The 22,235-nt window shown below is 62.5% G+C and carries 16 protein-coding genes; 10 read left to right on the forward strand and 6 right to left on the reverse strand.

Annotated elements, in window-relative coordinates:
• Positions 1-115: 115 nt before the first annotated feature.
• Positions 116-694, forward strand: coding sequence for a GNAT family N-acetyltransferase (locus QM716_RS05505; RefSeq protein ID WP_283302871.1), 579 nt, complete (start codon positions 116-118; stop codon positions 692-694).
• Here QM716_RS05505 and QM716_RS05510 read toward each other — a convergent pair.
• From QM716_RS05510 to QM716_RS05535, 6 genes are all read right to left on the reverse strand, one after another.
• Complete coding sequence (locus QM716_RS05510) at positions 685-1,191, reverse strand: ClbS/DfsB family four-helix bundle protein (RefSeq protein WP_283302872.1); 507 nt, start codon at positions 1,189-1,191, stop codon at positions 685-687. The two genes, QM716_RS05505 and QM716_RS05510, sit on opposite strands and share 10 nt — an antisense overlap.
• Positions 1,192-1,278: 87 nt before the next feature.
• Positions 1,279-2,214, reverse strand: coding sequence for an alpha/beta fold hydrolase (locus tag QM716_RS05515; protein ID WP_283302873.1), 936 nt, complete (start codon positions 2,212-2,214; stop codon positions 1,279-1,281).
• 32 nt (positions 2,215-2,246) lie between these two features.
• Positions 2,247-3,326, reverse strand: coding sequence for a dipeptidase (locus QM716_RS05520; RefSeq protein ID WP_283302874.1), 1,080 nt, complete (start codon positions 3,324-3,326; stop codon positions 2,247-2,249).
• 98 nt (positions 3,327-3,424) lie between these two features.
• Positions 3,425-4,819 (reverse strand): serine hydrolase domain-containing protein, encoded by a 1,395-nt coding sequence (locus tag QM716_RS05525; RefSeq protein WP_283302875.1) that lies wholly within the window; start codon positions 4,817-4,819, stop codon positions 3,425-3,427.
• A gap of 217 nt (positions 4,820-5,036) precedes the next feature.
• Positions 5,037-5,792: a histidine utilization transcriptional repressor HutC gene (gene hutC / locus QM716_RS05530; protein WP_283303075.1), complete on the reverse strand. Its 756-nt coding sequence runs from the start codon at positions 5,790-5,792 to the stop codon at positions 5,037-5,039.
• A 109-nt stretch (positions 5,793-5,901) separates the two neighbouring features.
• On the reverse strand, positions 5,902-10,572 hold the full coding sequence (locus QM716_RS05535; RefSeq protein ID WP_283302877.1) for an NAD-glutamate dehydrogenase: 4,671 nt from the start codon (positions 10,570-10,572) through the stop codon (positions 5,902-5,904).
• Between the two features lie 234 nt (positions 10,573-10,806).
• Here QM716_RS05535 and QM716_RS05540 point away from each other — a divergent pair, with 234 nt between their 5' ends.
• The 9 genes from QM716_RS05540 to hutU all read left to right on the forward strand — a co-directional run bounded on the left by QM716_RS05540 (position 10,807) and on the right by hutU (position 22,199).
• A complete protein-coding gene (locus tag QM716_RS05540) occupies positions 10,807-11,976 on the forward strand; it encodes an acyl-CoA dehydrogenase family protein (protein ID WP_283302879.1) in 1,170 nt (389 codons plus the stop codon).
• 12 nt (positions 11,977-11,988) lie between these two features.
• Positions 11,989-13,131: a CaiB/BaiF CoA transferase family protein gene (locus tag QM716_RS05545; RefSeq protein ID WP_283302880.1), complete on the forward strand. Its 1,143-nt coding sequence runs from the start codon at positions 11,989-11,991 to the stop codon at positions 13,129-13,131.
• A 37-nt stretch (positions 13,132-13,168) separates the two neighbouring features.
• The gene (locus QM716_RS05550; protein ID WP_283302881.1) at positions 13,169-13,831 is read left to right on the forward strand and encodes an IclR family transcriptional regulator; all 663 of its coding nucleotides are present in this window, start codon (positions 13,169-13,171) and stop codon (positions 13,829-13,831) included.
• A 90-nt stretch (positions 13,832-13,921) separates the two neighbouring features.
• The gene (locus tag QM716_RS05555) at positions 13,922-14,713 is read left to right on the forward strand and encodes an IclR family transcriptional regulator (protein ID WP_283302883.1); all 792 of its coding nucleotides are present in this window, start codon (positions 13,922-13,924) and stop codon (positions 14,711-14,713) included.
• 110 nt (positions 14,714-14,823) lie between these two features.
• Positions 14,824-16,392, forward strand: coding sequence for a histidine ammonia-lyase (hutH, locus tag QM716_RS05560; RefSeq protein WP_283302885.1), 1,569 nt, complete (start codon positions 14,824-14,826; stop codon positions 16,390-16,392).
• On the forward strand, positions 16,389-17,462 hold the full coding sequence (locus tag QM716_RS05565) for an aminotransferase class I/II-fold pyridoxal phosphate-dependent enzyme (protein WP_283302886.1): 1,074 nt from the start codon (positions 16,389-16,391) through the stop codon (positions 17,460-17,462). The genes hutH and QM716_RS05565 overlap by 4 nt, the downstream gene beginning before the upstream one ends.
• Positions 17,463-17,478: 16 nt before the next feature.
• Positions 17,479-18,843, forward strand: a complete 1,365-nt coding sequence (locus tag QM716_RS05570; protein ID WP_283302888.1) for an FAD-binding oxidoreductase — start codon at positions 17,479-17,481, stop codon at positions 18,841-18,843.
• A 202-nt stretch (positions 18,844-19,045) separates the two neighbouring features.
• Positions 19,046-20,482 (forward strand): purine-cytosine permease family protein, encoded by a 1,437-nt coding sequence (locus QM716_RS05575; protein ID WP_283302890.1) that lies wholly within the window; start codon positions 19,046-19,048, stop codon positions 20,480-20,482.
• 43 nt (positions 20,483-20,525) lie between these two features.
• Entirely contained in the window at positions 20,526-22,199 is a 1,674-nt protein-coding gene (gene hutU / locus QM716_RS05580) for a urocanate hydratase (protein WP_019745352.1), read from the forward strand.
• Positions 22,200-22,235 lie beyond the last annotated feature (36 nt).

The raw sequence follows: 22,235 nt of genomic DNA on the forward strand, positions 1-22,235 counted from the left end.
CGGCTGCGTCCAACTTTCTTGAATGAACTCACAAGTACGTGACCACGGCCCGCGCGCCTGCTACACCGCCGAAATCGAGTGGCGACGGCGAGCTCGACTGTGTTGAAGTGGCACTATGCAGATTTCTGTTCGACCGCTGTCCATCGACGACCTCCACCGCGCCGCCGACGTTCTCGGCGAGGCGTTTGCCGACTATCCCTGGACGAACTGGTGCGTCGCCGAAGTCTCTCACGTGGAACGCGTCGCGGCTCTGCAACGGATCTATCTCGAGCACCTGGCACTACCGTTCGGGCGTTCCTACATCGATGATTCCGGCAACGGCGTCGTCGCAGTCCTGCCGCCGGACACCCCGGAGCCTGATGAAGCGACTGTCGAGAAGATCGTGGAACTCCACGGAGATCGGTTCGAGCGAGTTCTTCAGGCAGACGAACAACTGTCTGCACTTCCCGTCCCCGAGCACGCGTGGTCGCTGGCAACGATCGGCACGACGCCGCGCTCGCGCGGGACGGGATTGGGTTCTGCTCTACTGCAACACGCATTGGGCGAATTGGACCGCTCGGGGTACCCATGCTGGCTCGATACCTCGACGGAACGGAATCTCCCGCTGTATCAACGATTCGGGTTCACGATCGCAGGCGAAATCTCACTGACCGACGGACCGACGGTCTGGCGAATGCACCGGGTTCAGAGCTGATTCGCCGATTTCAGCAGTCGCCGAACCATTTTCGACAAGGACGCGTATTGGGTGATCGTGTTGACGGCGATCCACCTCGACACCGGCCACGTCCGGGTCCACGAGAAAACCCCGACCGACAGCAATTGATCGTCGTCGAGGGTCTCGATGTATCTGCGTAACAACGCTACGGCAGCTTCCAAGCGATCGCGAAGCACCAGAATCGGAACGTCGGTGCTCGCGTCGACAACCGACTGGTTCAGTGCGCGAGTTTGCGTCCAGTTGAAGCCGGGCGCCGGTGTCTGCGGATTCTCGTCACGTAGTCCGGCCGCGATCCATTCGGAGACCGCCTCGGCCCACCAGACGCGCACCGCGAGTATGTCATGCACCGTCCACCCGTCGACGGCAATGGCGTCGAACAAATCGGCCTCGGCGACGCCGTCGAGTAGTACGTCGAGTTTCGAATACGCCGAGTCCAGCTCACTCGCCAGTTCTTCGCGTGACAACGTCTGTGCCACAATGCCTCCGAACGATCAGTAGAGAAAGAAGAAGCGGGGCCATCTCACGTCGATGGCCCCGCATTCGACATTAACGTCCTAGTAACTTCAGTTCAGCTCCCCCAGGAACCTGTCGAGGTTCTCGGCGATCTCCTTCGACTTGGTGTGGTGCAGGTAGTGGTCTCCGTCCAGCAAGACCACTTCACCGTGATCGACCGATGCTGCCTGTCCTTCGTGCAGCTCTGTCCAGCCCTGTACCTTGGAATTCTGTACAACGAACAACAGAATCGGGAGATCGGCAGGGAACGTCTTGCCGATCGCCGCGGCGAAGTTGCTGGAAAGGTGATCCATTTCGTTGAGGTACGTGTCGCTGAAGTTGTTCTTCGCGACCAGTCTGCTCATCTCTGCCTTCTCGGCATCATTGAGGTATGCATCGGTTTCCTCGCTGCCACCGAGTTTCGCCAGAACGTCGGAGAAGCCCAATTTCTTTGCAACACGGAAGACTTCGATGGGAAACTTGGTGTCCATATTCGGCTGTCCTGGAACACTGCTGTCGATACCCACGAATGCGGTGACTTCGTCGCGGTACTTCGCGGTGTAGTCCAAGGCATAAACACCTGTGATGGAGTGACCCATGAGGATGTATTCGTCAATCCCCAAGGCCTGCACAGCCTCGTGTATCTCTTCGACGATGTTCTCAGCCGTGCGGTCCTTGTCCGTTGCGTCGCTGTATCCGTAGCCGAAGGGCTCGATCGTGACGACCCGGTAGTCAGGTGCAAGTTCATCGATGAGCGACTTGAAGTCGAGGATCGGTGCGGACGTTCCGAACCCCGGTAGCAACACAATGGTCTGATCGCCGTTGCCGCGGATCGAGTAGCTCATGTTCTTTCCGTCGACGGACACGAACTGGTTGCCCGTTTCCCCGGTCGGAACGCTCGCCTTGCTGGAGCCGACATTGAACACGAGCGCTATCGATACCAGCACAACCAGAACTACGGACACCGAAGCAACCACCTTCAGTGCAACGGTACGAATCTTCTTCATTCTCATCCTCATCTTCTCGGGCGTCGATACGGCTAGGAACGGCTCGATATCGAGGCCGCACTGGTATCGTCGAGCACACGCAACACGTTGTTGCCCATCAGCTTTGCCAAGTCCTCCGCGGACCAACCGCGTTCCGCCAGACGGTCTATCAACACCGCGAAACCGGATACGTCCTGCATACCGTCCGGAAAGTCGTCGAACCCATCGTAGTCACTACCCAAACCGAGGTGGTCGATGCCCGCGACGTCTCGGGCATGCTCGACGTGATCGGCCAGATGGTCCACCGTCATCGCCGGCCGTGGGCCGACCCGTCCGCCCTTGAACCACTCGTCGTACTCGGCAGAAAGGAACATGGGCACAAAGGCGATCATGATCACGCCGCCGTTGTCCGCGAGCAACCGCATGACGTCGTCGGGAACATTGCGTGGGTGACCGCACAGCTGAGTGCAGGACGAATGGCTGAAGATCACCGGTGCCGACGACGTCTCGATGGCGTCTCTCATCGTTTCCACCGAGACGTGCGACAGGTCGACCAGTACGCCGAGCCGATTCATTTCGCGCACGATCTCGCGACCGAAGTCGGTGAGACCGCCGTGCACTCGCGTATCCGTCGCGGAGTCCGCCCATCCGGTGTTGTCGTTGTGCGTCAGGGTCATGTACCGAAGACCAAGGCGCGCCATCATTCTCAAGACACCGAGCGAGCTGCCGATGCTGTGACCGCCCTCCGCACCCAACAAGGACGCGACCTTGCCCTCGCTCCAGATGCGACGCACGTCGTCGCCCGTGCGCGCGAATTCGAAAGTATCCGGGTACCGCTCGATCATCCGGTACACGAAGTCGATCTGTTCGAGGGTGTACTGAACCGCCTCGGGCTCGGTCATGTCACACGGGGTGTAAACCGACCAGAACTGCGCACCGACGCCACCGCGACCGAGTTTGTCGATGTCGGTGTGGAAGATGGAATCCTTCTCGAGATTCTCCACCGAGTAGGCGGCAGTCTCGCGAGCCGTCCATGCCAGATCGTTGTGACCGTCGATGACCGGCGCAAGGCCGTAAGCATCCAGTGCCGCTGGGTGATTCACGTCCGGGAAAGGAGCGAAAGGTTTCAACATGAGTTTTCCTCGAGAAAGTAGTGCGGGCAGGTCGAGGGCCCTCATCGCCCTCGACCTGCCCGAGATTTCATTCAGCGGAGAGAATCATCTCGCCGCGGCTAGTCGGAAATCTTCTTGAAAAGCCGTGTCATGTACAGATATTCCTCGCCATCGATCGTGAGATGAGCCATCTCCCCCGAGGCGCTCTCGTTACTGATCGAGAATCGGGAAGCAGACAGCGGCACGACCTTGGTGGGCGCGGCCGGGGGCTCGCCGTCGATCTCGACCTTGGCGAAGTTCTGAACCTGGAATCCGCCGTCGTCGCCGCGCGTGAGTTCGATTCGAACGGTTGTCGATTCATAGGTTCCGAGAATGTGCGACAGGTCGATCTCTGCCGCATCCGCCTCGGACTTCGGTTCCGGCAGAACGAGATCGAGCTCCTGCGCGATCTCCTTCTCGATGTCGTGGGCCAGGGCACCGCCGCCACGCGAGTTGGTGACAACGGCCATGGCGAGGCCGAGCTCGGGGAAGGTGTGAAAACGTGTGATCTGGCCGATCGTCGCACCGCCGTGCTGCGCGGACGTCACACCGCCCCAGTCGGACAGGATCCAGCCGAGACCCCAGGCCTGATCGACGCTCGAGACCGCGGTCAGGTCGAATTGCGGAGTGCGCATCAGGCGCGCGGACTCTTCGGACAGAATGCGCTCACCCGTCAGAGCCAGTCCGTCACGCATGTGTGCAGCACCGAACGTGAGCAGAGAGCTGACAGATCCGGCGATGATGCCGGCCGGACCGATACCGCGCGGGAGCAGCCACTGCTTGGTCGGAACCACCTTGTCCGGCGACGTCCGATCCGGGTTGGCCACGTGGCCGACGGCGGTGCGGAACAGCGGGGCGTCCTTGGCCTTGGTGATGATGTGCGTCAGTCCGAGTGGCTTCCAGAGGTATTCGACCAACGCCTCGTCCCACGTCATCTCACGAAGGACCTCGACGATGCGGCCGGCAACGGCAAAACCCGCGTTGCTGTAACTCAGATGCCCGCCGGGCTTGGTGACGCTGATCGCGGTAGCGAGTTCGTCGACGTACTTCTCGACGCAGTCGTCGCCGTCACCGGTGTCGTTGAACAGGTCTCCGTCGATACCGCTTGTGTGCGTGAGCAACTGGCGGATCGTGATTTCCTTCGTGTTGGAAGGGTCTGCGATCGTGAACTCCGGAAGCACCTCCACCACCAGGGTGTCCAGCGTCAGCTTGCCTTCGTCGACGAGCTGCATGATCAGCGTCGTCGTCCAGATCTTGCTCGCGGATCCGTACTGGAACAGGGTGTCGGCGTCGACGTCGACGCGCGTGTTCAGGCTCGTCACTCCGGTGGTGATGACACGGATATCCGCGGCGCCGTCTTCGCCCAGCGCGATCACACCGACCTGAGCGCCCGGTACCGAATGCTTGGCTGCCAGTTCGTCGAGGCGTTCCTGCCACTTCGGGGCGACAAGTAGGTCCTCGGGCAAGTCGGTCACAGGTCGAACTCCTTCGATCATGGAAGCCAGCGGCGTAGACGGCGTTGCTGCGATCCGCTCAGGTCTCACTCGTCGGGAAGTGAGGTTGCGGAAGCAATAACCGTCCACCCATGATCTCAGTGTGCTCGCAGTCACGTCCTGGTCGATTGCACCGAACTTGCACCCGAAATTGGTGCGATCGGACGAGCCTGTGTTCAGGACTCGCCATTCGAAACGATCAGCGCTCGAAGGTTCCTTCCAAGCGATTGCGTGAACCCGGATGGATCAAGCGCGCCGCACTGACCAACCCGTTGGCCGACCAGGTGCGGCGGCGAATCAGCAGGCACGGTTCCCCTCGATCTATGCGGAGCAGCTCGCATTCGTCCGGGCTCCCCAACACCGCTTCCACGACATGCTCGCCACGGACCAGTGGCGCAACGTCACTCAGGTAGTTGTTGGGGGTGATCGCGGTGAAGTCCTGGCGCAGGTAATCGGGCGCCTCGTTCGGATTCACGAACCGGTCTTCCACCTGAATCGGAGTTTCGTCCTCGAAGTGCACCATCAGCGAATGGAACACCCGCTTGCCCACAGATTCACGAAGGAACGTCTGCGCGTGGTCGGTTTCTTCCTCACGAACGAACACGACCTCGGTTCGATGACGGTGGCCACGCCGCTGAATCTCGTCGGCGATGTTCTTCACCTCGAACAGCGGGGACGCAGTCTTCGTAGCGGCGACAAAGGTACCGACCCCCATCATCCGTACGATCAGACCGTCGCTGGTGAGTTCACGAAGCGCTCGGTTGATCGTCATACGTGACAACCCCAGCGCACTGACCAGTTGATTCTCCGAAGGCAGCTGATCGCCTTCGGTCCACCGACCCGAGTTGATCTGCGAGACCACGAGGTTCTTGACCCGCTCGTAGGCAGGGGCGGACTCGCCGCCTGCCTCGTTGAACAGCACGGCGAGTTCTGCGTCCACTTCGGCAATCGCCATCGCCACCACCCGTTCGTCGGAAACCACCGAGTCGGTTCTCCCGTTCGGCCTCCGAAGTCTATCCGCCCCGTGCACCTTTCCGATCCAACCGCGAGCGCCGGCGCCCGACCTAACCCACCATCCGCCGCAATTGGCTCGTCGCAACCGAAATCGCAGCAAGATCGTGTTGTCCGGATGCCTCGATCTCCGCGAGCGCGAGAGTGGACCTCTCTATTCTCGACGCATTCCTTTCTTCCCACCTCGAGAGTTTTTCCGCTGTCGAGTCACCTGCTTCCGCGTCGGCCAAGACGTCGAGGGTCAAGGCCCGCACCGTCGAGTACAACTCGTCACGCAACGACAACCTCGCCAGTGCGTTCCACTTTCCGTCCTTGCTCAAGGCAGACACTCGATTGAGCATCGGGACGAGCCCAACGTGCTCACCGAGCCGGAAGTAGAGTTCGCCGGTCTCCGCAATGGTGCGATCAGCGAGTTCCGCGATCTCCACCACGTCCAGCAGTCCGAACTGATCGAGCAGGATCTCCACTCGCCTGACCAGGTTCTCCGGCGCGCCCTTGTCCGTGATGAGGACAGTTCGCGCAGCCAGGTTCCGCTGATCTGCGCCTACCAGCCAGCCATCGAGCTCTGCCGACGCCTCCGCGATCCGATCACCGAATCGGCTGATCTCGGACCCGACGGCCAGCGGTTGAGGCCGACGCGTAAGCATCCAACGCGACGCCCGGTCGAGCAGTCGCCTGGTGAGCAGGATCAACTCGTCGGATACGGCAGTCGAGATCGAGGCTTCGCTGATGTCGCGCCACAATTCCCACAGTCCGAATACCTCGGAGACCACGGTGAAGGCACGTACTGCGTCTTCCGGATCAGCGCCGACTTCTTCACCGAGCCGATACGCATAGGTGATGCCGCCACGATCGACCACGTTGTTCGTCAACACGGTCGCAACGATCTCCCGCCGCAGTGGGTGCCGGTCGAGGGCGTCACCCCCGGCATCTCGAACACCCTCCGGAAAATAGTTCACCAGCGTCTGACGGTAGATCTGATTGTCGATCGAGCTTCCCGCCAACAGCGTGGATTTCAGATCGAGCTTGACGTGCGCCATCAGTGTGGCGAGTTCCGGTGACGTCAGCCCCGTCCCCGTCTTCTCAGCCGTGGCGAACTGTTTCTTGGTCGGAAACCCCTCGATGACGCGATCTACGATCCCTCTGGATTCGAGGCTGGAAATCACCCTGCCGTGCACACCGATCATCGCCGCCGCGTCCGCACGAGTGGTGCCCATCAGTTCGTTCTGTGAACGGTTGTCTGCAAGAACGAGTTCGGCGACCTGGTCGGTCAATGATTCCAGTAGTCCAACACGATGTGAGTCTGCGACGACGCCTGAACTGATGAGGGAGTCGAGAAGGATCTTGATGTTCACCTCGTGATCGGAGCAATCGACTCCCGCGGAATTGTCGAGGGCGTCTGTGTTGATCCGCCCGCCGCCGCGTGCGTACTCGATTCGTCCTGCCTGGGTGAGGCCGAGGTTGCCACCTTCACCGATCACTCGAGCACGGACTTCGTTGCCGTTCACCCGAACCGCGTCGTTGCTCTTGTCGCCGACTTCGAGGTCGGACTCACCGGAGGCCTTGACGTACGTCCCGATGCCGCCGTTCCACAACAGATCTGCCGGAGAGCGCAGAATCGCCCGAACCAGTTGCGGTGGAGTCAATTCGGTCACGTCATCCTCGAGACCCAGTGCCTGACGCATCTCGTCACTGATCGGGACGCGCTTCGCCGAGCGTTCCCACACTCCGCCGCCCGCACTGATCAAGGTCGGGTCGTAGTCGGCCCACGAGGATCGTGGGAGAGCGAAGAGACGTGATCGCTCGACGTACGAGCGCTCCGGTGACGGGCTCGGGTCGACAAACACGTGCCGATGATCGAACGCCGCGATCAGGCGAATGTGCTTGCTGCACAACATACCGTTGCCGAAGACGTCGCCGCTCATATCTCCGATCCCCACCGCGGTGACGTCGTCGTTCTGGGTGTCGACGCCGAGCTCACGGAAGTGCCGCTTGACACTTTCCCAGGCGCCCTTCGCGGTGATACCCATGGCTTTGTGGTCGTAGCCGACCGACCCACCGGATGCAAAGGCGTCGCCGAGCCAGAATCCGTACTCCGCGGCAACCTCGTTCGCGATGTCGGAGAACTTTGCGGTGCCCTTGTCCGCGGCGACAACAAGATACGTGTCGTCTCCGTCGTGGCGAACGACCCTTCGCGCCGCGACAACGGCGCCACTCTGCTTGTCGACGTTGTCGGTCAGATCAAGTAGTCCACGGATGAAGGATCGGTAGCAATCGATCCCTGCCGCCAACGCAGCTTCCCGGTCTGCGTCTGCACCCAGTCCTGGAACCGGCGGGCGTTTGACGACAAATCCGCCCTTAGCGCCGACAGGCACGATGACTGCGTTCTTGACTGCCTGCGCCTTCACCAATCCCAGTACCTCGGTGCGGAAGTCTTCTTTGCGATCCGACCAGCGCAGGCCGCCGCGAGCGACAGTACCGAAGCGAAGGTGCACACCTGCGACATCGGGTGAGTACACGAATATCTCGAACTTCGGTCGAGGGAAGGGTAATACGGACAGCTTCTCCGAATCGAACTTCAGCGAGAGAACGCCGAGCGACGCAGTGTCATGGACGAAGTAGTTGGTACGCAACGTATTACGGACCAGTTCGGACAATGCGCGCAGGATCCGATCGGCGTCGAGTCCTTGCACTTGTGCCACTGCCGTCTCCACCTCCGCTGCTGCACGTGCACCTCGATCTCCATCGACGACGTCGGGATCGAAACGGCTCTCGAACACTTCACACAGACCGCCGGCGATCTCGCGATGATCGGCAAGTACCTCGGCGACGCGACTGGTGCTGTACGGAAATCCCGCTTGCTGCAAGAACTCCGCGTATGCCCGCAGCACCACTACTTGGTTCCAGCCGAGTCCCGCGATCGCGACTAGTTCGTTGAACGAGTCCGGCTCGGCGGCACCGTTTCGAACCGCGGCAAACGCCGCCCCGAACCGCGCGGCAAAGTTGTCGAAGCGCTCGACCGGAGCGCTCGGATAGTCGAGCGTGAACTCGTAGATCCAGGACTGTTCCGATCCCACCGATGCGATCTCGTACGGACGTTCGTCGACCACGTCGACACCCAGGCTCTGCAATACCGGCAGCACCTCGCCCAGCGAGAGCGGGTCACCCGATACGTAAAGTCCGAGTCGGTGAGTACCGGGCCCGTCGACAGATCGGGCCAGTCGTGGGCTCACCTCTCCGGGCTCGAGGCCCTCGAACACCACCATGTCCTCGGCGGCTCGGACGGCGTCGAAATCCTGCTTGTACGCCACCGGAACTCGCTCGGCGAACTGAGCGCGCCTGCGCCGCTCGTCGTAGTTCGAAGCATCCAGAACGAATCGCTCGTCCCATGTCAGGCACGCGTCGACGACGAGGTCCCGAATCTCCCGTGCTCGTCGCGCCGATGCGAAGTTCGCGCCGCCGCCGACTGTGGCCGTGAAATGTACGACGGCCAAGGGGGATTCCGAGACTCGACTCGAGAACTCGATATTGCGGGCACCGAGTGCGTCGGCGAGTACCGACTCGGCCGTTGTTCTGATCGTCGTACTGAATTTCTCGCGCGGAACGAAGAGCAACGCCGACAACTCCTGGTCTTGCCCTGTCGCCGGAGAACATCCCACCGGTTGCAAGAACAGATGGATCGACGTGCGGCCGTCCACGGAAGTGAGTTCGTCCAGCGCGTCCGCGATTCGGGCCGGCTCGGCGGCAAAGAGCACGGTGATCGGAATCGACTGGATCACCGCCAGCATCGATTGTCCGACAAACGAATCGACGGTGGATCCGGCGGCATCGAATATGTCTGCGACGCGTCCTCGCACGAGCGGGGTTCGCCTGACATCCGCGACAAGACCGGTCGCGGTGAAGGATCCGATGAATCGGTACGCACGGTCACCGATGGACACGTCGATCTCGGTGGCGTAAGCGGATCCACCGAACCCTTGCCCGAGGTACACCACTCCGATCGAGAGGGGCGCCGCTTTCGCATCCGAAGACCCGGTTGGATCGGGGAGCACGCCGAGGGCGTACGGCTCGTCACTGTCGATAGTTCGCGCACCGCCGACGACACTGAAGTTTCCGGCGCTGCACCACCGGAGGAAGTCAGCTTCTTCGGCGTAGCCGTCCGAGCCCAGTTGCTCGCGCGCCTCGTCGACGAGATCCCGCATGGGCAAGGAATCGCGGAAGGCACGCGCAATACGGTCGAGGATTCCGGCGACGTCCTCAGCGATCACCTGCGCCTGCGCGTCCGAACAATCTCCGGGTAGTCCTATATGGATCCATGATTCGGCACGCTCCCCAACCCGGGCATCGTCGGTGCTGTGCGCCGCTTGCACGACTGTGCGAAGCACTGGGCGAACGACTGTACGAAGCACGGGGTGCACCACGAGTTCCGGTTCCACGCGGGCGCGGGCAAGTGTCGCCAGTACCGCTTCGACAAGCTGCGGCATGTCGTCGCCGACGTATTGAATTGCCGGCCCATCTCCCAACTCGCCGGCCGACACGAACCTCGAGATCGACGAGTCGCGTCCTCTTCGGCGCGAGAGATCCATGTGCGCAGCGACCATCGCAAGCTTGCGGTCTTCGGCAAGCGCCGCGTATCGATCAGCCGACAAGCCCTCGAAATACGTACTGCACACCCTCCTCACATTCTCGGAGTCCAGTGTCGTGTCGACTGAAACGAGGCTCATGTCAGCACCTTCCGCCGAAAGCCACGCTGCTTCCGACTTGTAGTGGGTTCCATCCGCAATCAACTTGTCTATACAGGCTTAGACAAGTTGATCATTGCAGAACGTGAGCCGCGACACAACAGCGTCACCCCTGGACAAACTCGCCACCCTCGGCCATAGTCAAGTCATGCCAACTAGTGGCAATTCGATTCCATTAGATGAAATTCGCAATCGCCTCGCTTCGAAGGAGCCCCCGTGACCACCCAGACCGCGCACGACATCGACAGCGTTGATCTCGCAGAGTTCCGCAGTACCGTCCGAGCCTTCGCCAACGCCGAGATCCACCCTGGAGCAGCCGCACGCGACGAGTCCAAAGAGTTCCCGGCGCAGCTGGTCAAGCGCCTCGGGCAGCAGGACCTCATGGGCATTTCCGTGCCGGAGGAATTCGGCGGACTGGGTCTCTCGACACGAACCCAACTGGTCGCCATCGAAGAAGTTGCACGCACCGATGCCGCGCTGGCATCGATCTACACCGCCCACTATCTGGGCCTCGAGCCGATTCTCGTCGGCGGGTCCGAAGAACAGAAGCGCCGCTGGTTGCCCCAGCTCGCCTCGGGCGAACTGTTGGCAGGCTTCGCACTCACCGAACCCGACGCCGGCTCCGACATCGCCTCGATGCGTACCGTCGCCCGACGCGAGGACGACGGTTGGCATCTCTCCGGATCCAAGACGTACATCTCCAACGCCAAGGAAGCCGACCTTGTCGTGCTCTTCGCCAAGACGGACCCGAGCGCAGGATTCCGCGGCATCACCGCCTTCGTCGTCGCCAAGGGAACTCCGGGAATCAGCTACTCGGAGCCGCAGGACAAGATGGGAATTCGTTCGGCTCCGACGTACACCGTCTACCTCGACGACGTCGTCCTGCCGCTCGACTCCGTGATCGGCACCGAAGGTCGCGGCGGCAACATTGCCTTGACCGCACTGAACCGCGCGCGCATCGACGTAGCGGCAATGGCAAACGGCATCGCTTTGCGCGCTTGGGAATTGGGACGTGAGTACGCAACGAAGCGAAAGCAGTTCGGCACGCCGATCTTCGATTTCCAGGCAATCCAGCTCCTCCTCGGTGGCTGCGACGCGCAACTGGTCGCATCACGCGTCACCGCAGACTGGGCCGCCGACGTCAAGGACGCCGGCCAGGACATCCGCCGCGCCGCATCGATTTCGAAGTACGTCGCCACCGAGGCCTGCTTCTCGATCGTCGATCAAACCGTGCAGATCCACGGTGGCGCGGGCTTCATGCGCGAATCGGAAATCGAACGCCTGTACCGCGATTGCCGCATTCTCCGCATCTTCGAGGGCACCTCGCAGATCCAATTACTCACCATTGCCGGCAACGCTCCGTCGCCGCGTTCCACCGAATTCTGAAAGGGCGCGGACATGACTGCACTTCCCCCACTCGACGGCATTCGGGTCATCGACCTCTCACGTGTCCTCGCCGGGCCTTACTGCACCGCATTGCTTTCCGACGCCGGTGCAGACGTCGTCAAGATCGAATCCGAACACGGTGAAGACTCTCGGCACCTCGGCCCGTTCCGTGACGGCGAGAGCATCTACTTCAACGTGCTCAATCGCGGCAAGCGTTCGGTGGCGCTCAACCTCAAGAACGACGAGGACCGTGAGGCCCTGCTGACGCTCATCGAGACCGCCGACGTCGTCGTCGAAAACTTTCGGCCGGGCGTCACCAAGCGCCTGGGGATCGACTACGAGGTTGCGCGGGCTCGCAATCCGCGGATCGTGTACGCGTCCATCTCCGGTTTCGGACAGGACGGACCCATGTCCGGATCCGCCGCCTACGATCTTGTAGTCCAAGCTCTTTCGGGAATCATGAGCATCACCGGTTCGGAAGAATCCGGGCCGACCCGGTTGGGTGAGTCGTTCGGAGACCTGGTCGCCGGGCTGTTCGCTGCCTGGGGAATCAGCACCGCGCTGCTGAGCGCACGGATGACCGGGCTCGGGCAGCACCTGGACGTCGCGATGTTCGACAGCATGCTCGCCATGCTGCCGACAGCGCACAGCCAACTGCAGTCCACCGGGCTCACTCCCCCACGCGTCGGCAACCGACACCCGGTCTCCACACCCTTCGACACCTACAAGGCCGACGACGGACTCTTCGTCCTCGCGGTTGCGAGCCAATCGGGCTTCGAGAAATTGGCGCAGACGATGAATCGCGTCGACCTGATCGCAGATCCTCGTTTTGCCGACGACACCGCCCGGACCGAGAACGAACCGGCACTGCGTAAGGAGATCGAAAACTGGGCTGCCGGAAAGACCGTCGCCGATGTGGTCGGCATTCTCGGCGACGCGGGCCTCGCCGGCTCGGAGATCTGGGACGTCCAGCAGGCACTCACCTCCGCGCAGGCCGAGTATCGGGAACTCGTCGAATCGTTCGAGCACCCGGTAGCAGGAAAGATCTCCTACGTACGACAACCCGTCGTGTTCGGTGAGAGCCGACGCCCCCGGGTTCGCCGCAGCCCCCTGCTGGACGAGCACCACGGTGAGGTACTGCCGGGCTCGCGATAGATTCAGCGCAGACATCCCTCGGCACTTGGAGTAGGACATGGCCCCCGGCGACGTGACCCGCAGCGCGAATCGCACGTTCGAACTTCTCGGTGCGATCGTCGAGCACGGCGGGTTGACGCTCGGTGACGCCGCCAAGGCGACCGATCTGGCAACCAGTACCGCGCTTCGCCTGATCAGAAGCCTCGAACAAACCGAGTTCGTCGTCCGCGGCGAGGACAACGTCTATCGCGTCGGCCCGCGGCTACTGCAGATCGGGGCCCGCGCTCTCGGCGACAATCAACTGTTGCCGAGAGCCCGGCCCGCGATGAAGGCCATCGCCGAATCCACGAGGGAATCGACCTACCTGTCGACGAGGGGACCGAAAGACACTGCGCTGTATCTCGATCAGATCGAGGGCACGCACGCGATCCGTCACATGGGATGGGTTGGCCAGAGCGTTCCCCTGGACGGCACCGCCGTCGGCGCAGCGTTGAGCGGCAAGGTAGGTGAGAGCGGGTACGCCATCGCCCACGACACCATCGAGGATCACTCGACCGGAGTTGCAGCGCCGATCTACAACGCAGTCGGTCAGATAGCCGGAGCGCTCAGCGTGGTCGGCCCGACCTTCCGTCTGACGGACGAGGTCTGCGCCAGCCACGGTCGCGTCCTGGTGGAGCACTGCGCCCGGTTGTCCGCCGAACTCGGCAGTCAGACTCCCTGACCACCCCCAGCGCTTGGCGATCCAGTCTCGTATCCGAGACAATGTGGTTCCGCGCTCCCGCTGCCGACCTACCTGTAAGGACACACCCCCATGAGCACCAGCCGCGTGAAATCCGCTGAGCGTGTGCTCGACGTGCTCGACCTCCTGGCTCGCCGGGGTGTGCCGCTGGCGACCGCGGAAATCTCCAGCGCCCTCGACCTGCCCAAGAGCACGACGCATCATCTCCTCAATGTCATGCGGGATCGACGGTTCGTCTCGTATTGGGCTGATCAACGCGCCTGGACCCTGGGTGTCTCGGCGTTCGAAGTCGGTGCGTCGTACATGCGCTCCGGCCCACTGCACCGCGAAGGCCAACGATTCATGCTGGCCCTTACTCAGTCGACGGATGAGACGTCACATCTGGCGGTGCTTCAAGGTTCGGATGTCATCTACCTCGACAAACGTGAACCGCTCAAGCCGGGCGTGCGGTTGGTGACCGAAATCGGGACCCGCCTTCCGGCTCACCTCACCGCAGTCGGGCGGGCGATTCTGAGCCGTCTGGACACAGAACAGATCAGCGCACTCTACGAGGGATACACGTGGCCGACGCGGACCGGAACGGGACCGTCGACGCTCCCCGAACTGCGAGAACTGCTCGCCGCAGCACGCGAGAGCGGGTATGCGGTGGAAGAGAATGCGACGACATCCGGGATCAATTGCATCGCCAGTCCTGTGATCACGCGGGACGGCCGTCCGGTCGCAGCTCTCGGCGTCACCTTCCTCTCCGGCTCCAAATCCGCCGAGGAGAGTGCACTGATCGCCGACCGAGTACGCACCGTCAGCGCCGAGTTCTCCGCTGATCTCGGCGACCGAATGGTGGAGACCCCGCCCGCCGACATCTAACAAATTTCTCCGTTCCGTACTTCTCAGGTCTTGTTTTCGTCTCATATTCAAGACTAGAGTCTCGTATACAAGACTTTGCTAGATAACCACCGCATCATCATTGGAGTCCCATGAACGCCACCCCTGCCACCCAGACAGTTACCCGAACCATCGAGGTCGGCATCGGCGCTGTCACCATCGCCGACGTCGTCGACGTCGCGCGCAACGGTTACGGCGTCGCATTGACCGCGGACTCACTGGCCGCGATCGCCGAAAGTCGCGCACGCATCGAGGCCCTGGCCGTAGACCCCACGCCGGTCTACGGGGTTTCCACGGGATTCGGCGCACTTGCCACCCGGCACATCCCAGCGCATCTGCGGACGCAGCTGCAGCGCAGCCTGATCCGATCACACGCGGCAGGTTCGGGCCCGGAAGTCGAACGCGAAGTGATCCGGGCCTTGATGCTCCTGCGTCTGTCGACGCTCGCCACCGGACGGACCGGAGTGCGCCCCGTGGTCGCGCAGGCGTATGCCGACCTACTCACCGCAGGCATCACCCCGGTGGTGCACGAATACGGCAGCCTCGGATGCTCGGGAGATCTGGCGCCACTGGCGCACGTGGCGATGGCGATCATCGGTGAAGGTTCCGTCCGCACCGCCGACGGTGAACTCACCGATGCGGCAACGGCATTGGCTGCCCATGGCCTCGAACCGGTGGTTCTGGCCGAGAAGGAAGGCCTCGCACTGATCAACGGTACCGACGGGATGCTCGGCCAACTGGCCCTCGCGATCACCGATCTCGATCATCTGCTCAAGTTGGCCGACATCGCTGCCGCAATGAGCGTCGAAGGCCTGCTCGGCACTGATCAGGTATTCGCCGCCGATCTTCAGGCGCTTCGCCCCCACCCCGGACAGGGCGCGGCGGCCTCGAACATGGTGCGCCTGCTTGCCGACTCCCCGATCGTCACCAGCCATGCGGGTCCTGACTGCACCAGAGTTCAGGACGCGTATTCACTTCGCTGTGCCCCGCAGGTCGCCGGCGGCGCACGCGACACCGTCGATCACGCCCGCCTCGTAGCCGGACGCGAATTAGCCAGTGCTGTAGACAATCCCGTCGTCACCCTCGATGGAAGGGTTCGCTCGAACGGCAACTTCCACGGAGCTCCGGTGGCCTACGTCTTGGACTTCCTCGCCATCGTGACCGCGGACGTCGCCGGTATCAGCGAACGCCGCACCGACCGATTCCTCGACGTAGCACGCAATCACGGCCTGACCCCCTTCCTCGCCGACGACCCCGGAGTCGACAGCGGACTGATGATCGCGCAGTACACACAAGCTGCCATCGTGTCCGAACTCAAGCGACTCGCGAGCCCCGCCAGTGTCGATTCGATTCCCTCCTCGGCCATGCAGGAAGATCACGTCTCCATGGGATGGTCGGGTGCACGCAAACTCCGCCGGTCCATCGACGGTCTCACCCGAGTTCTTGCAATCGAGATACTGACTGCAGCAAGAGGAATCGATTTGCGCTCCCCACTCGAACCCTCCCCCGCCACCGGAGCAGTACTCCGAACCCTGCGCGAGAAGGTCCAGGGACCGGGCACCGATCGCTTCCTGTCTCCCGAGATCGAGGCGGCAGTGGACTTGGCCGCATCCGGCGCACTCGTTGCCGCCGCGGAGAACGCGATCGGCGCCCTGGCATGACCGCGCCCGGAGCGCTGAGGCCTCGCCCTCGACCCGAAATCGAAGCACTTCCTCGATACTCCAAAGCAGCCGGCCTCGAGCAGGTTCGGTGGCGCGCGTCGAGCAACGAGTCGACGGTTGCACCCTCGGCGGCGATTCTCGACGCCGTCAATCTCGCGGCCTCACACTCACACTTGTATCCGTCGTTGTTCGGCGACACGCTGATCGCCCGATTGAGCGATCGTCTGGGCGTCGGCGACGACCAGCTATTGGTCGGCGCCGGGTCGTTGGCACTCCTCCAGCAGGTGTTGACTGCCTACACGGGTCCGGGCACCGAGGTCGTCTACCCGTGGCGCAGTTACGAGGCGTACCCGATACTGATCGGAATCGCCGGGGCGAGCGGTGTCCCCGTCGCACTCGATTCCGAACATCGGCATGATCTGAGCGCAATGGCGGCGGCCGTGACCCCGCAGACCCGCGCGGTACTCGTCTGTAACCCCAATAATCCGACCGGTAGCGAGTTCTCGACCGCCGAGTTCATTTCGTTCGCCCGCGCGATCCCTGGTGACGTTCTCATCCTCCTGGACGAGGCTTACCGGGAGTTCGCGACCAGCGACGTCGACGGTGTCGACCTGCTGCGAACCTTTCCCAACATCGTCGTCTTCCGAACCTTCTCCAAGGCTTACGGATTAGCCGGACTTCGTGCCGGCTATGCCATCACCAACTCCGCGATCGCGACGGATCTTCGTAGCGCGGCACCGCCCTTCGGACTCAGCACAGCTGCCGAGGCCGCGGCCTGCGCAGCCCTGACCGATCCGGCGCACACCGATTCGATAGTCGAAACGGTGACTCAGGGTCGCGCTCACCTACGTGAGCAATTGGCTCTGCGCGGCGTCGAGTCGGTCCCCAGCGGCGCCAACTTCGTATGGATTCCTCTCGGCGAGAGCGCTTCTGCGTTCGAAGCTGCCTGCGTCGCGCAAGGTGTCTCGGTCCGGATGTTCCCTGGCGAGGGAGTACGGGTCACGGTCGGCGAGCGGGCCGCAGAAGGCGCCGTGATCGCCGCGGTGGATGCACTCGCACACAACCTTTGACCGACTGGAGAAAAGAATGTCCGTCCACGAACTCGCTCGGTCGATCGGTTCGAGTCGCCTGATCACCGACCCGTCGGTAATGGACTCGTACCGTCGCGACGAGGCCCATCTTGCCGAACCCGGCCATCCTGCGGCCGTCATGCTCGCCGACACTGCGGCCGACATCTCCGAGGCTCTGAAATGGGCTACTGCTCACCGGGTCCCGGTGGTAACCCGCGGCGCGGGAACCGGTTTGGCGGGCGGCTCGACAGCCGTCGAGGGCTGCCTGGTCATCTCGACCACTCGGATGCGCTCGATTCTCGAGGTCAATCCGGACGATCAGCTCGCGGTCGTGGAAGCCGGGGTGATCAACGCCGACATCAGTCGAGCGGCAGACGAGTACGGGCTGATGTACGCCCCCGATCCGAGCAGTTTCGAGATCTCCACGATCGGTGGAAACATCGCCACCAACGCCGGCGGACTTCGATGCGTGAAGTACGGCGTCACCCGCGATTCGGTCTTGGGTCTCGAGGTTGTGCTAGCCGACGGTCGGATCGTACGGACGGGTCGAAGGACCGTCAAAGGTGTTGCGGGATACGACTTGACCAGCCTTCTCGTCGGTTCGGAAGGGACACTCGGAGTCGTCACGAGCGCCACCCTCAAGTTGCAGCCCAAGCCGAAGAGAGCACCGGTCACCGTCGTCGGTAGTTTCGATTCTCTCCGCTCCGCGGCGGACGCAGTTGCCGCTGTCGTTCGTGACGGGATCGGACCGAGCCTGCTGGAGCTGATCGATCGAGCGACTCTGCGCGCAGTCGACGATTGGAAACGAATCGGATTGGAAGACAACACTGCCGCGATGCTGATCGCACAGGCCGACGGGGTCGACGCCGACGCAGCAGCAGCGGCGATGCAGAAACACTTCGAGCATTCCGGCGCCGATTTTGTCGCCGTCTCACAGGACGCAGCGGAAGCCGCGCAGTTACTCGAGATCCGCCGGCTCGCCTACCCCGCTTCCGAACGACTCGGGCAATGCCTCGTGGAAGACGTCGGAGTTCCGCGGTCGAAACTGCCCGACATGCTCGAAAGTATCGACCGGGCGGCTGCCGAGCACTCGGTGAAGATCATGACCGTCGCGCACGCCGGTGACGGCAACGTCCATCCGACGTTCGTGTTCGACCGCACTGCCGACGGATCGGTTCCCGACGCCGTGTGGACCGCCGCAGACGAGGTCTTCCGGCGTGCTCTCGAGCTCGGCGGAACCCTGACGGGCGAGCACGGCGTCGGCGTTCTGAAGCGCCGCTGGCTCTCTCTCGAGCTCGGCGAGGACAGCATGCAACTGCACCGAGCGATCAAGGCCGCGTTCGATCCGCTCGGAATCCTCAACCCGGGTAAGGGTTTCTGATTCCCGAGTGGTGTTACACAGCATTTACGTGAAAACGGGTTCCGGGTATTGACGCCTGTATATACAGGCATATACATTTATCCGCAGTGACAGTGACCCAGCGCACAGAGCGCCGAGCAACAGGCACAAAGCACGAAGAAGGTGGGCAATACCCCGACGTCGATTCCGTCGCTCGACGGGCTCGCAGCAGAAAGACAGGCCTATGACTCACGATGGACCGGCCGAGGTCATCCTCGCTCCGGAACGACGCACTATCGACGTCGTCCCGGATGCAGAACGACACGGCACCCCGCGCAGCCAGTTCACTCTCTGGTTCGGCGCCAACATGCAGATCACTGCAATCGTCGACGGTGCCCTCGCCGTCGTATTCGGCGCCGACGCCATTTGGGCGATCGTCGGACTTCTCATCGGCAACATCTTCGGTGGCGCTGTCATGGCGCTGCACTCCGCACAGGGCCCGCGCATGGGCCTCCCCCAGATGATCTCGAGTCGAGCCCAGTTCGGGGTCAAGGGAGCCGTCGTCCCGCTTGTTCTCGTCATCCTGATGTACCTCGGCTTCGCGGCCACGGGCACCGTGTTGGCCGGACAGGCCGTCAACAAGATCCTGCACATCGACAGCCCCACCGTCGGCATCGTCGTCTTCGGTCTCCTCACCGCATTCGTCGCGGTCACCGGCTACAAGCTGATCCACATCGTCGGCAAGATCGCGACCGTCGTCGGTATCGTCGGATTCTCCTACCTGGCCGTTCGACTGTTCCTCGAGTACGACGTCGCCTCGTTCGTCGGCATCAAGGGCTTCGACATCGTCACCTTCCTGCTCGCGATCTCGTTGGGTGCCGGTTGGCAGCTCACCTTCGGCCCGTACGTCGCCGACTACTCGCGTTACCTGCCGCGCAGCACCTCCGAGCGCACCACCTTCTGGTCGACGTTCCTCGGCAGCGTCATCGGATCGCAGTGGTCCATGACCTTCGGCGCCCTCGTTGCGGCCTGCGCCGGCGATGCGTTCCTGGGCAACCAGGTCGGCTTCATGGGAGATCTGGCCGGGCCCGCTGCCATCGCCTTCCTGATCTACTTCGTCATCCTGGTCGGCAAGCTGACGGTCAACGTGCTCAACGCGTACGGCGGATTCATGTCGATCCTGACCACCGTCACAGCCTTCAACGGCCAGTCGCGAATCTCGAGCACCGCCCGTACCCTCTACATTCTCGGTTTCACCGCCGTCTCGGTGTTGATCGCGATCGCCGCCAGCGCCGACTTCCTGGACAACTTCAAGAACTTCGTCCTGGTGTTGCTGATGGTGTTCACGCCGTGGAGTGCGATCAATCTGATCGACTACTACCTGATCTCCAAGGAGCGCATCGACATTCCGGCGCTCTACGACGTCAACGGTCGATACGGAGCATGGAACTTCACCGCATTGGCTTGCTACGCCGCCGGCGTTCTCGCCCAGATCCCGTTCCTCGCCCAGAAGATGTACACCGGCCCCGTCACGGACATGCTCGGCGGCGCCGACATCTCCTGGATCGTCGGCATCGTGTTCACCGGCCTGATCTATTACCCGCTCGCCAAACGCACCAGCAATCCACCTTCGTCGATGATCTACCCCGATCACACCGCGATGACCGACTCTCGCGTCTGATCCCCCAACATCTTTCGAACTTCAGTTAAGCAAGGAGAACACCATGGAAATCAGCACCCCCGGCCACGAGCCGCGCCCCGTCCGTGCTCCCCGCGGCCCCGAGCTCACGACGCTCGGTTGGCAGCAGGAGGGCGCCCTGCGCATGCTCATGAACAACCTCGACCCCGATGTTGCCGAGCACCCGGACAGCCTCGTCGTCTACGGCGGAACCGGTCGCGCAGCGCGTAGTTGGGCTGCCTTCGACGCCATGGTCGCCACGCTGAAGACGCTGAAAAACGACGAGACCATGCTCGTCCAGTCCGGCAAGCCGGTCGGTGTCTTCCGCACCAACGAGTGGGCACCGCGAGTGCTGATCGCCAACTCCAACCTGGTCGGTGACTGGGCGAACTGGGAAGAGTTCCGCCGTCTCGAAGACCTCGGCCTGACCATGTACGGTCAGATGACCGCCGGCTCCTGGATTTACATCGGCACGCAGGGAATCCTGCAGGGCACCTATGAGACCTTCGGCGCCATCGCGAAGAAGCGCTACAACGGCTCACTCGCCGGAACCATCACCCTCACTGCAGGTCTCGGCGGGATGGGCGGCGCTCAGCCTCTCGCCGTCACGATGAACGACGGTGTCGCGATCTGTGTCGACTGCGACATCACCCGCATCGACCGTCGTATCGCCCACAAGTACCTCGACACCAAGGCCGACAGCATCGAGCACGCGCTCGAACTGGCGACAGCGGCCCGCGATGCCAAGAAGCCGCTCTCCATCGGCCTCGAAGGCAATGCGGCAGAGATCTTCCCGGCATTGCTGGAGATGAAAGCTCCCATCGACATCGTGACCGACCAGACCTCGGCGCACGATCCACTCGCCTACCTGCCGATCGGGATCGACTTCCCCGACATGAAGATCATGTCGGAGAAGGATCCGCAGAAGTTCACCGAAGATTCCCGCAACGCGATGGCCGCGCACGTCAAGGCCATGGTCGGATTCATGGACGCCGGCGCCGAGGTGTTCGACTACGGCAACTCCATCCGCGATGAAGCCCGCAAGGCCGGCTACGACCGCGCTTTCGACTTCCCCGGATTCGTTCCCGCTTACATCCGCCCGCTCTTCGAAGAAGGCCTCGGCCCCTTCCGCTGGGCAGCGCTCTCGGGTGATCCCAAGGACATCGAGGCCACCGACAAGGCCATCCTCGAACTCTTCCCCGAGAACGAGCACCTGCGTCGCTGGATCACCATGGCAGGCGAAAAAGTTGCCTTCGAAGGCCTTCCGGCTCGCATCTGCTGGCTCGGATACGGGGAGCGTCACCTCGCGGGCCTGAAGTTCAACGAGATGGTCGCCTCGGGCGAGCTGTCCGCACCGATCGCCATCGGCCGCGATCACCTCGACTCCGGATCGGTCGCCTCGCCGTACCGCGAAACCGAATCGATGATCGACGGGTCCGACGCCATCGCCGACTGGCCGCTGCTCAACGCTCTGGTCAATACCGCGTCCGGCGCTTCGTGGGTTTCACTTCACCAGGGCGGCGGTGTCGGTATGGGACGCTCCATCCACGCGGGTCAGGTGTGCATTGCCGACGGCACCGAACTCGCAGCAAAGAAGCTCGAAGCAGTTCTCACCAACGACCCCGGTATGGGCGTCATCCGGCATGCGGATGCAGGATACGACCACGCCATCGACACGGCGGCCACGCGCGGCGTCCGTATCCCGATGACCGAGAACTGAACCAGCTCCACCACCTCACCCTGAGTTAGGAATTAC

It is taken from the genome of Rhodococcus sp. IEGM 1409, from assembly GCF_030056735.1.
GTDB lineage: Bacteria > Actinomycetota > Actinomycetes > Mycobacteriales > Mycobacteriaceae > Rhodococcus_F.

What these genes read in the sequence shown, in the direction of transcription:
- QM716_RS05505 (WP_283302871.1), top strand. Translation starts at nt 116, where the DNA reads ATGCAGATTTCTGTTCGACCGCTGTCCATCGACGACCTCCACCGCGCC.
- QM716_RS05515 (WP_283302873.1), bottom strand. Translation starts at nt 2,214, where the DNA reads ATGAAGAAGATTCGTACCGTTGCACTGAAGGTGGTTGCTTCGGTGTCC.
- QM716_RS05520 (WP_283302874.1), bottom strand. Translation starts at nt 3,326, where the DNA reads ATGTTGAAACCTTTCGCTCCTTTCCCGGACGTGAATCACCCAGCGGCA.
- hutC (WP_283303075.1), bottom strand. Translation starts at nt 5,792, where the DNA reads ATGGCGATTGCCGAAGTGGACGCAGAACTCGCCGTGCTGTTCAACGAG.
- QM716_RS05535 (WP_283302877.1), bottom strand. Translation starts at nt 10,572, where the DNA reads ATGAGCCTCGTTTCAGTCGACACGACACTGGACTCCGAGAATGTGAGG.
- QM716_RS05545 (WP_283302880.1), top strand. Translation starts at nt 11,989, where the DNA reads ATGACTGCACTTCCCCCACTCGACGGCATTCGGGTCATCGACCTCTCA.
- QM716_RS05550 (WP_283302881.1), top strand. Translation starts at nt 13,169, where the DNA reads ATGGCCCCCGGCGACGTGACCCGCAGCGCGAATCGCACGTTCGAACTT.
- QM716_RS05555 (WP_283302883.1), top strand. Translation starts at nt 13,922, where the DNA reads ATGAGCACCAGCCGCGTGAAATCCGCTGAGCGTGTGCTCGACGTGCTC.
- hutH (WP_283302885.1), top strand. Translation starts at nt 14,824, where the DNA reads ATGAACGCCACCCCTGCCACCCAGACAGTTACCCGAACCATCGAGGTC.
- QM716_RS05565 (WP_283302886.1), top strand. Translation starts at nt 16,389, where the DNA reads ATGACCGCGCCCGGAGCGCTGAGGCCTCGCCCTCGACCCGAAATCGAA.
- QM716_RS05570 (WP_283302888.1), top strand. Translation starts at nt 17,479, where the DNA reads ATGTCCGTCCACGAACTCGCTCGGTCGATCGGTTCGAGTCGCCTGATC.
- QM716_RS05575 (WP_283302890.1), top strand. Translation starts at nt 19,046, where the DNA reads ATGACTCACGATGGACCGGCCGAGGTCATCCTCGCTCCGGAACGACGC.
- hutU (WP_019745352.1), top strand. Translation starts at nt 20,526, where the DNA reads ATGGAAATCAGCACCCCCGGCCACGAGCCGCGCCCCGTCCGTGCTCCC.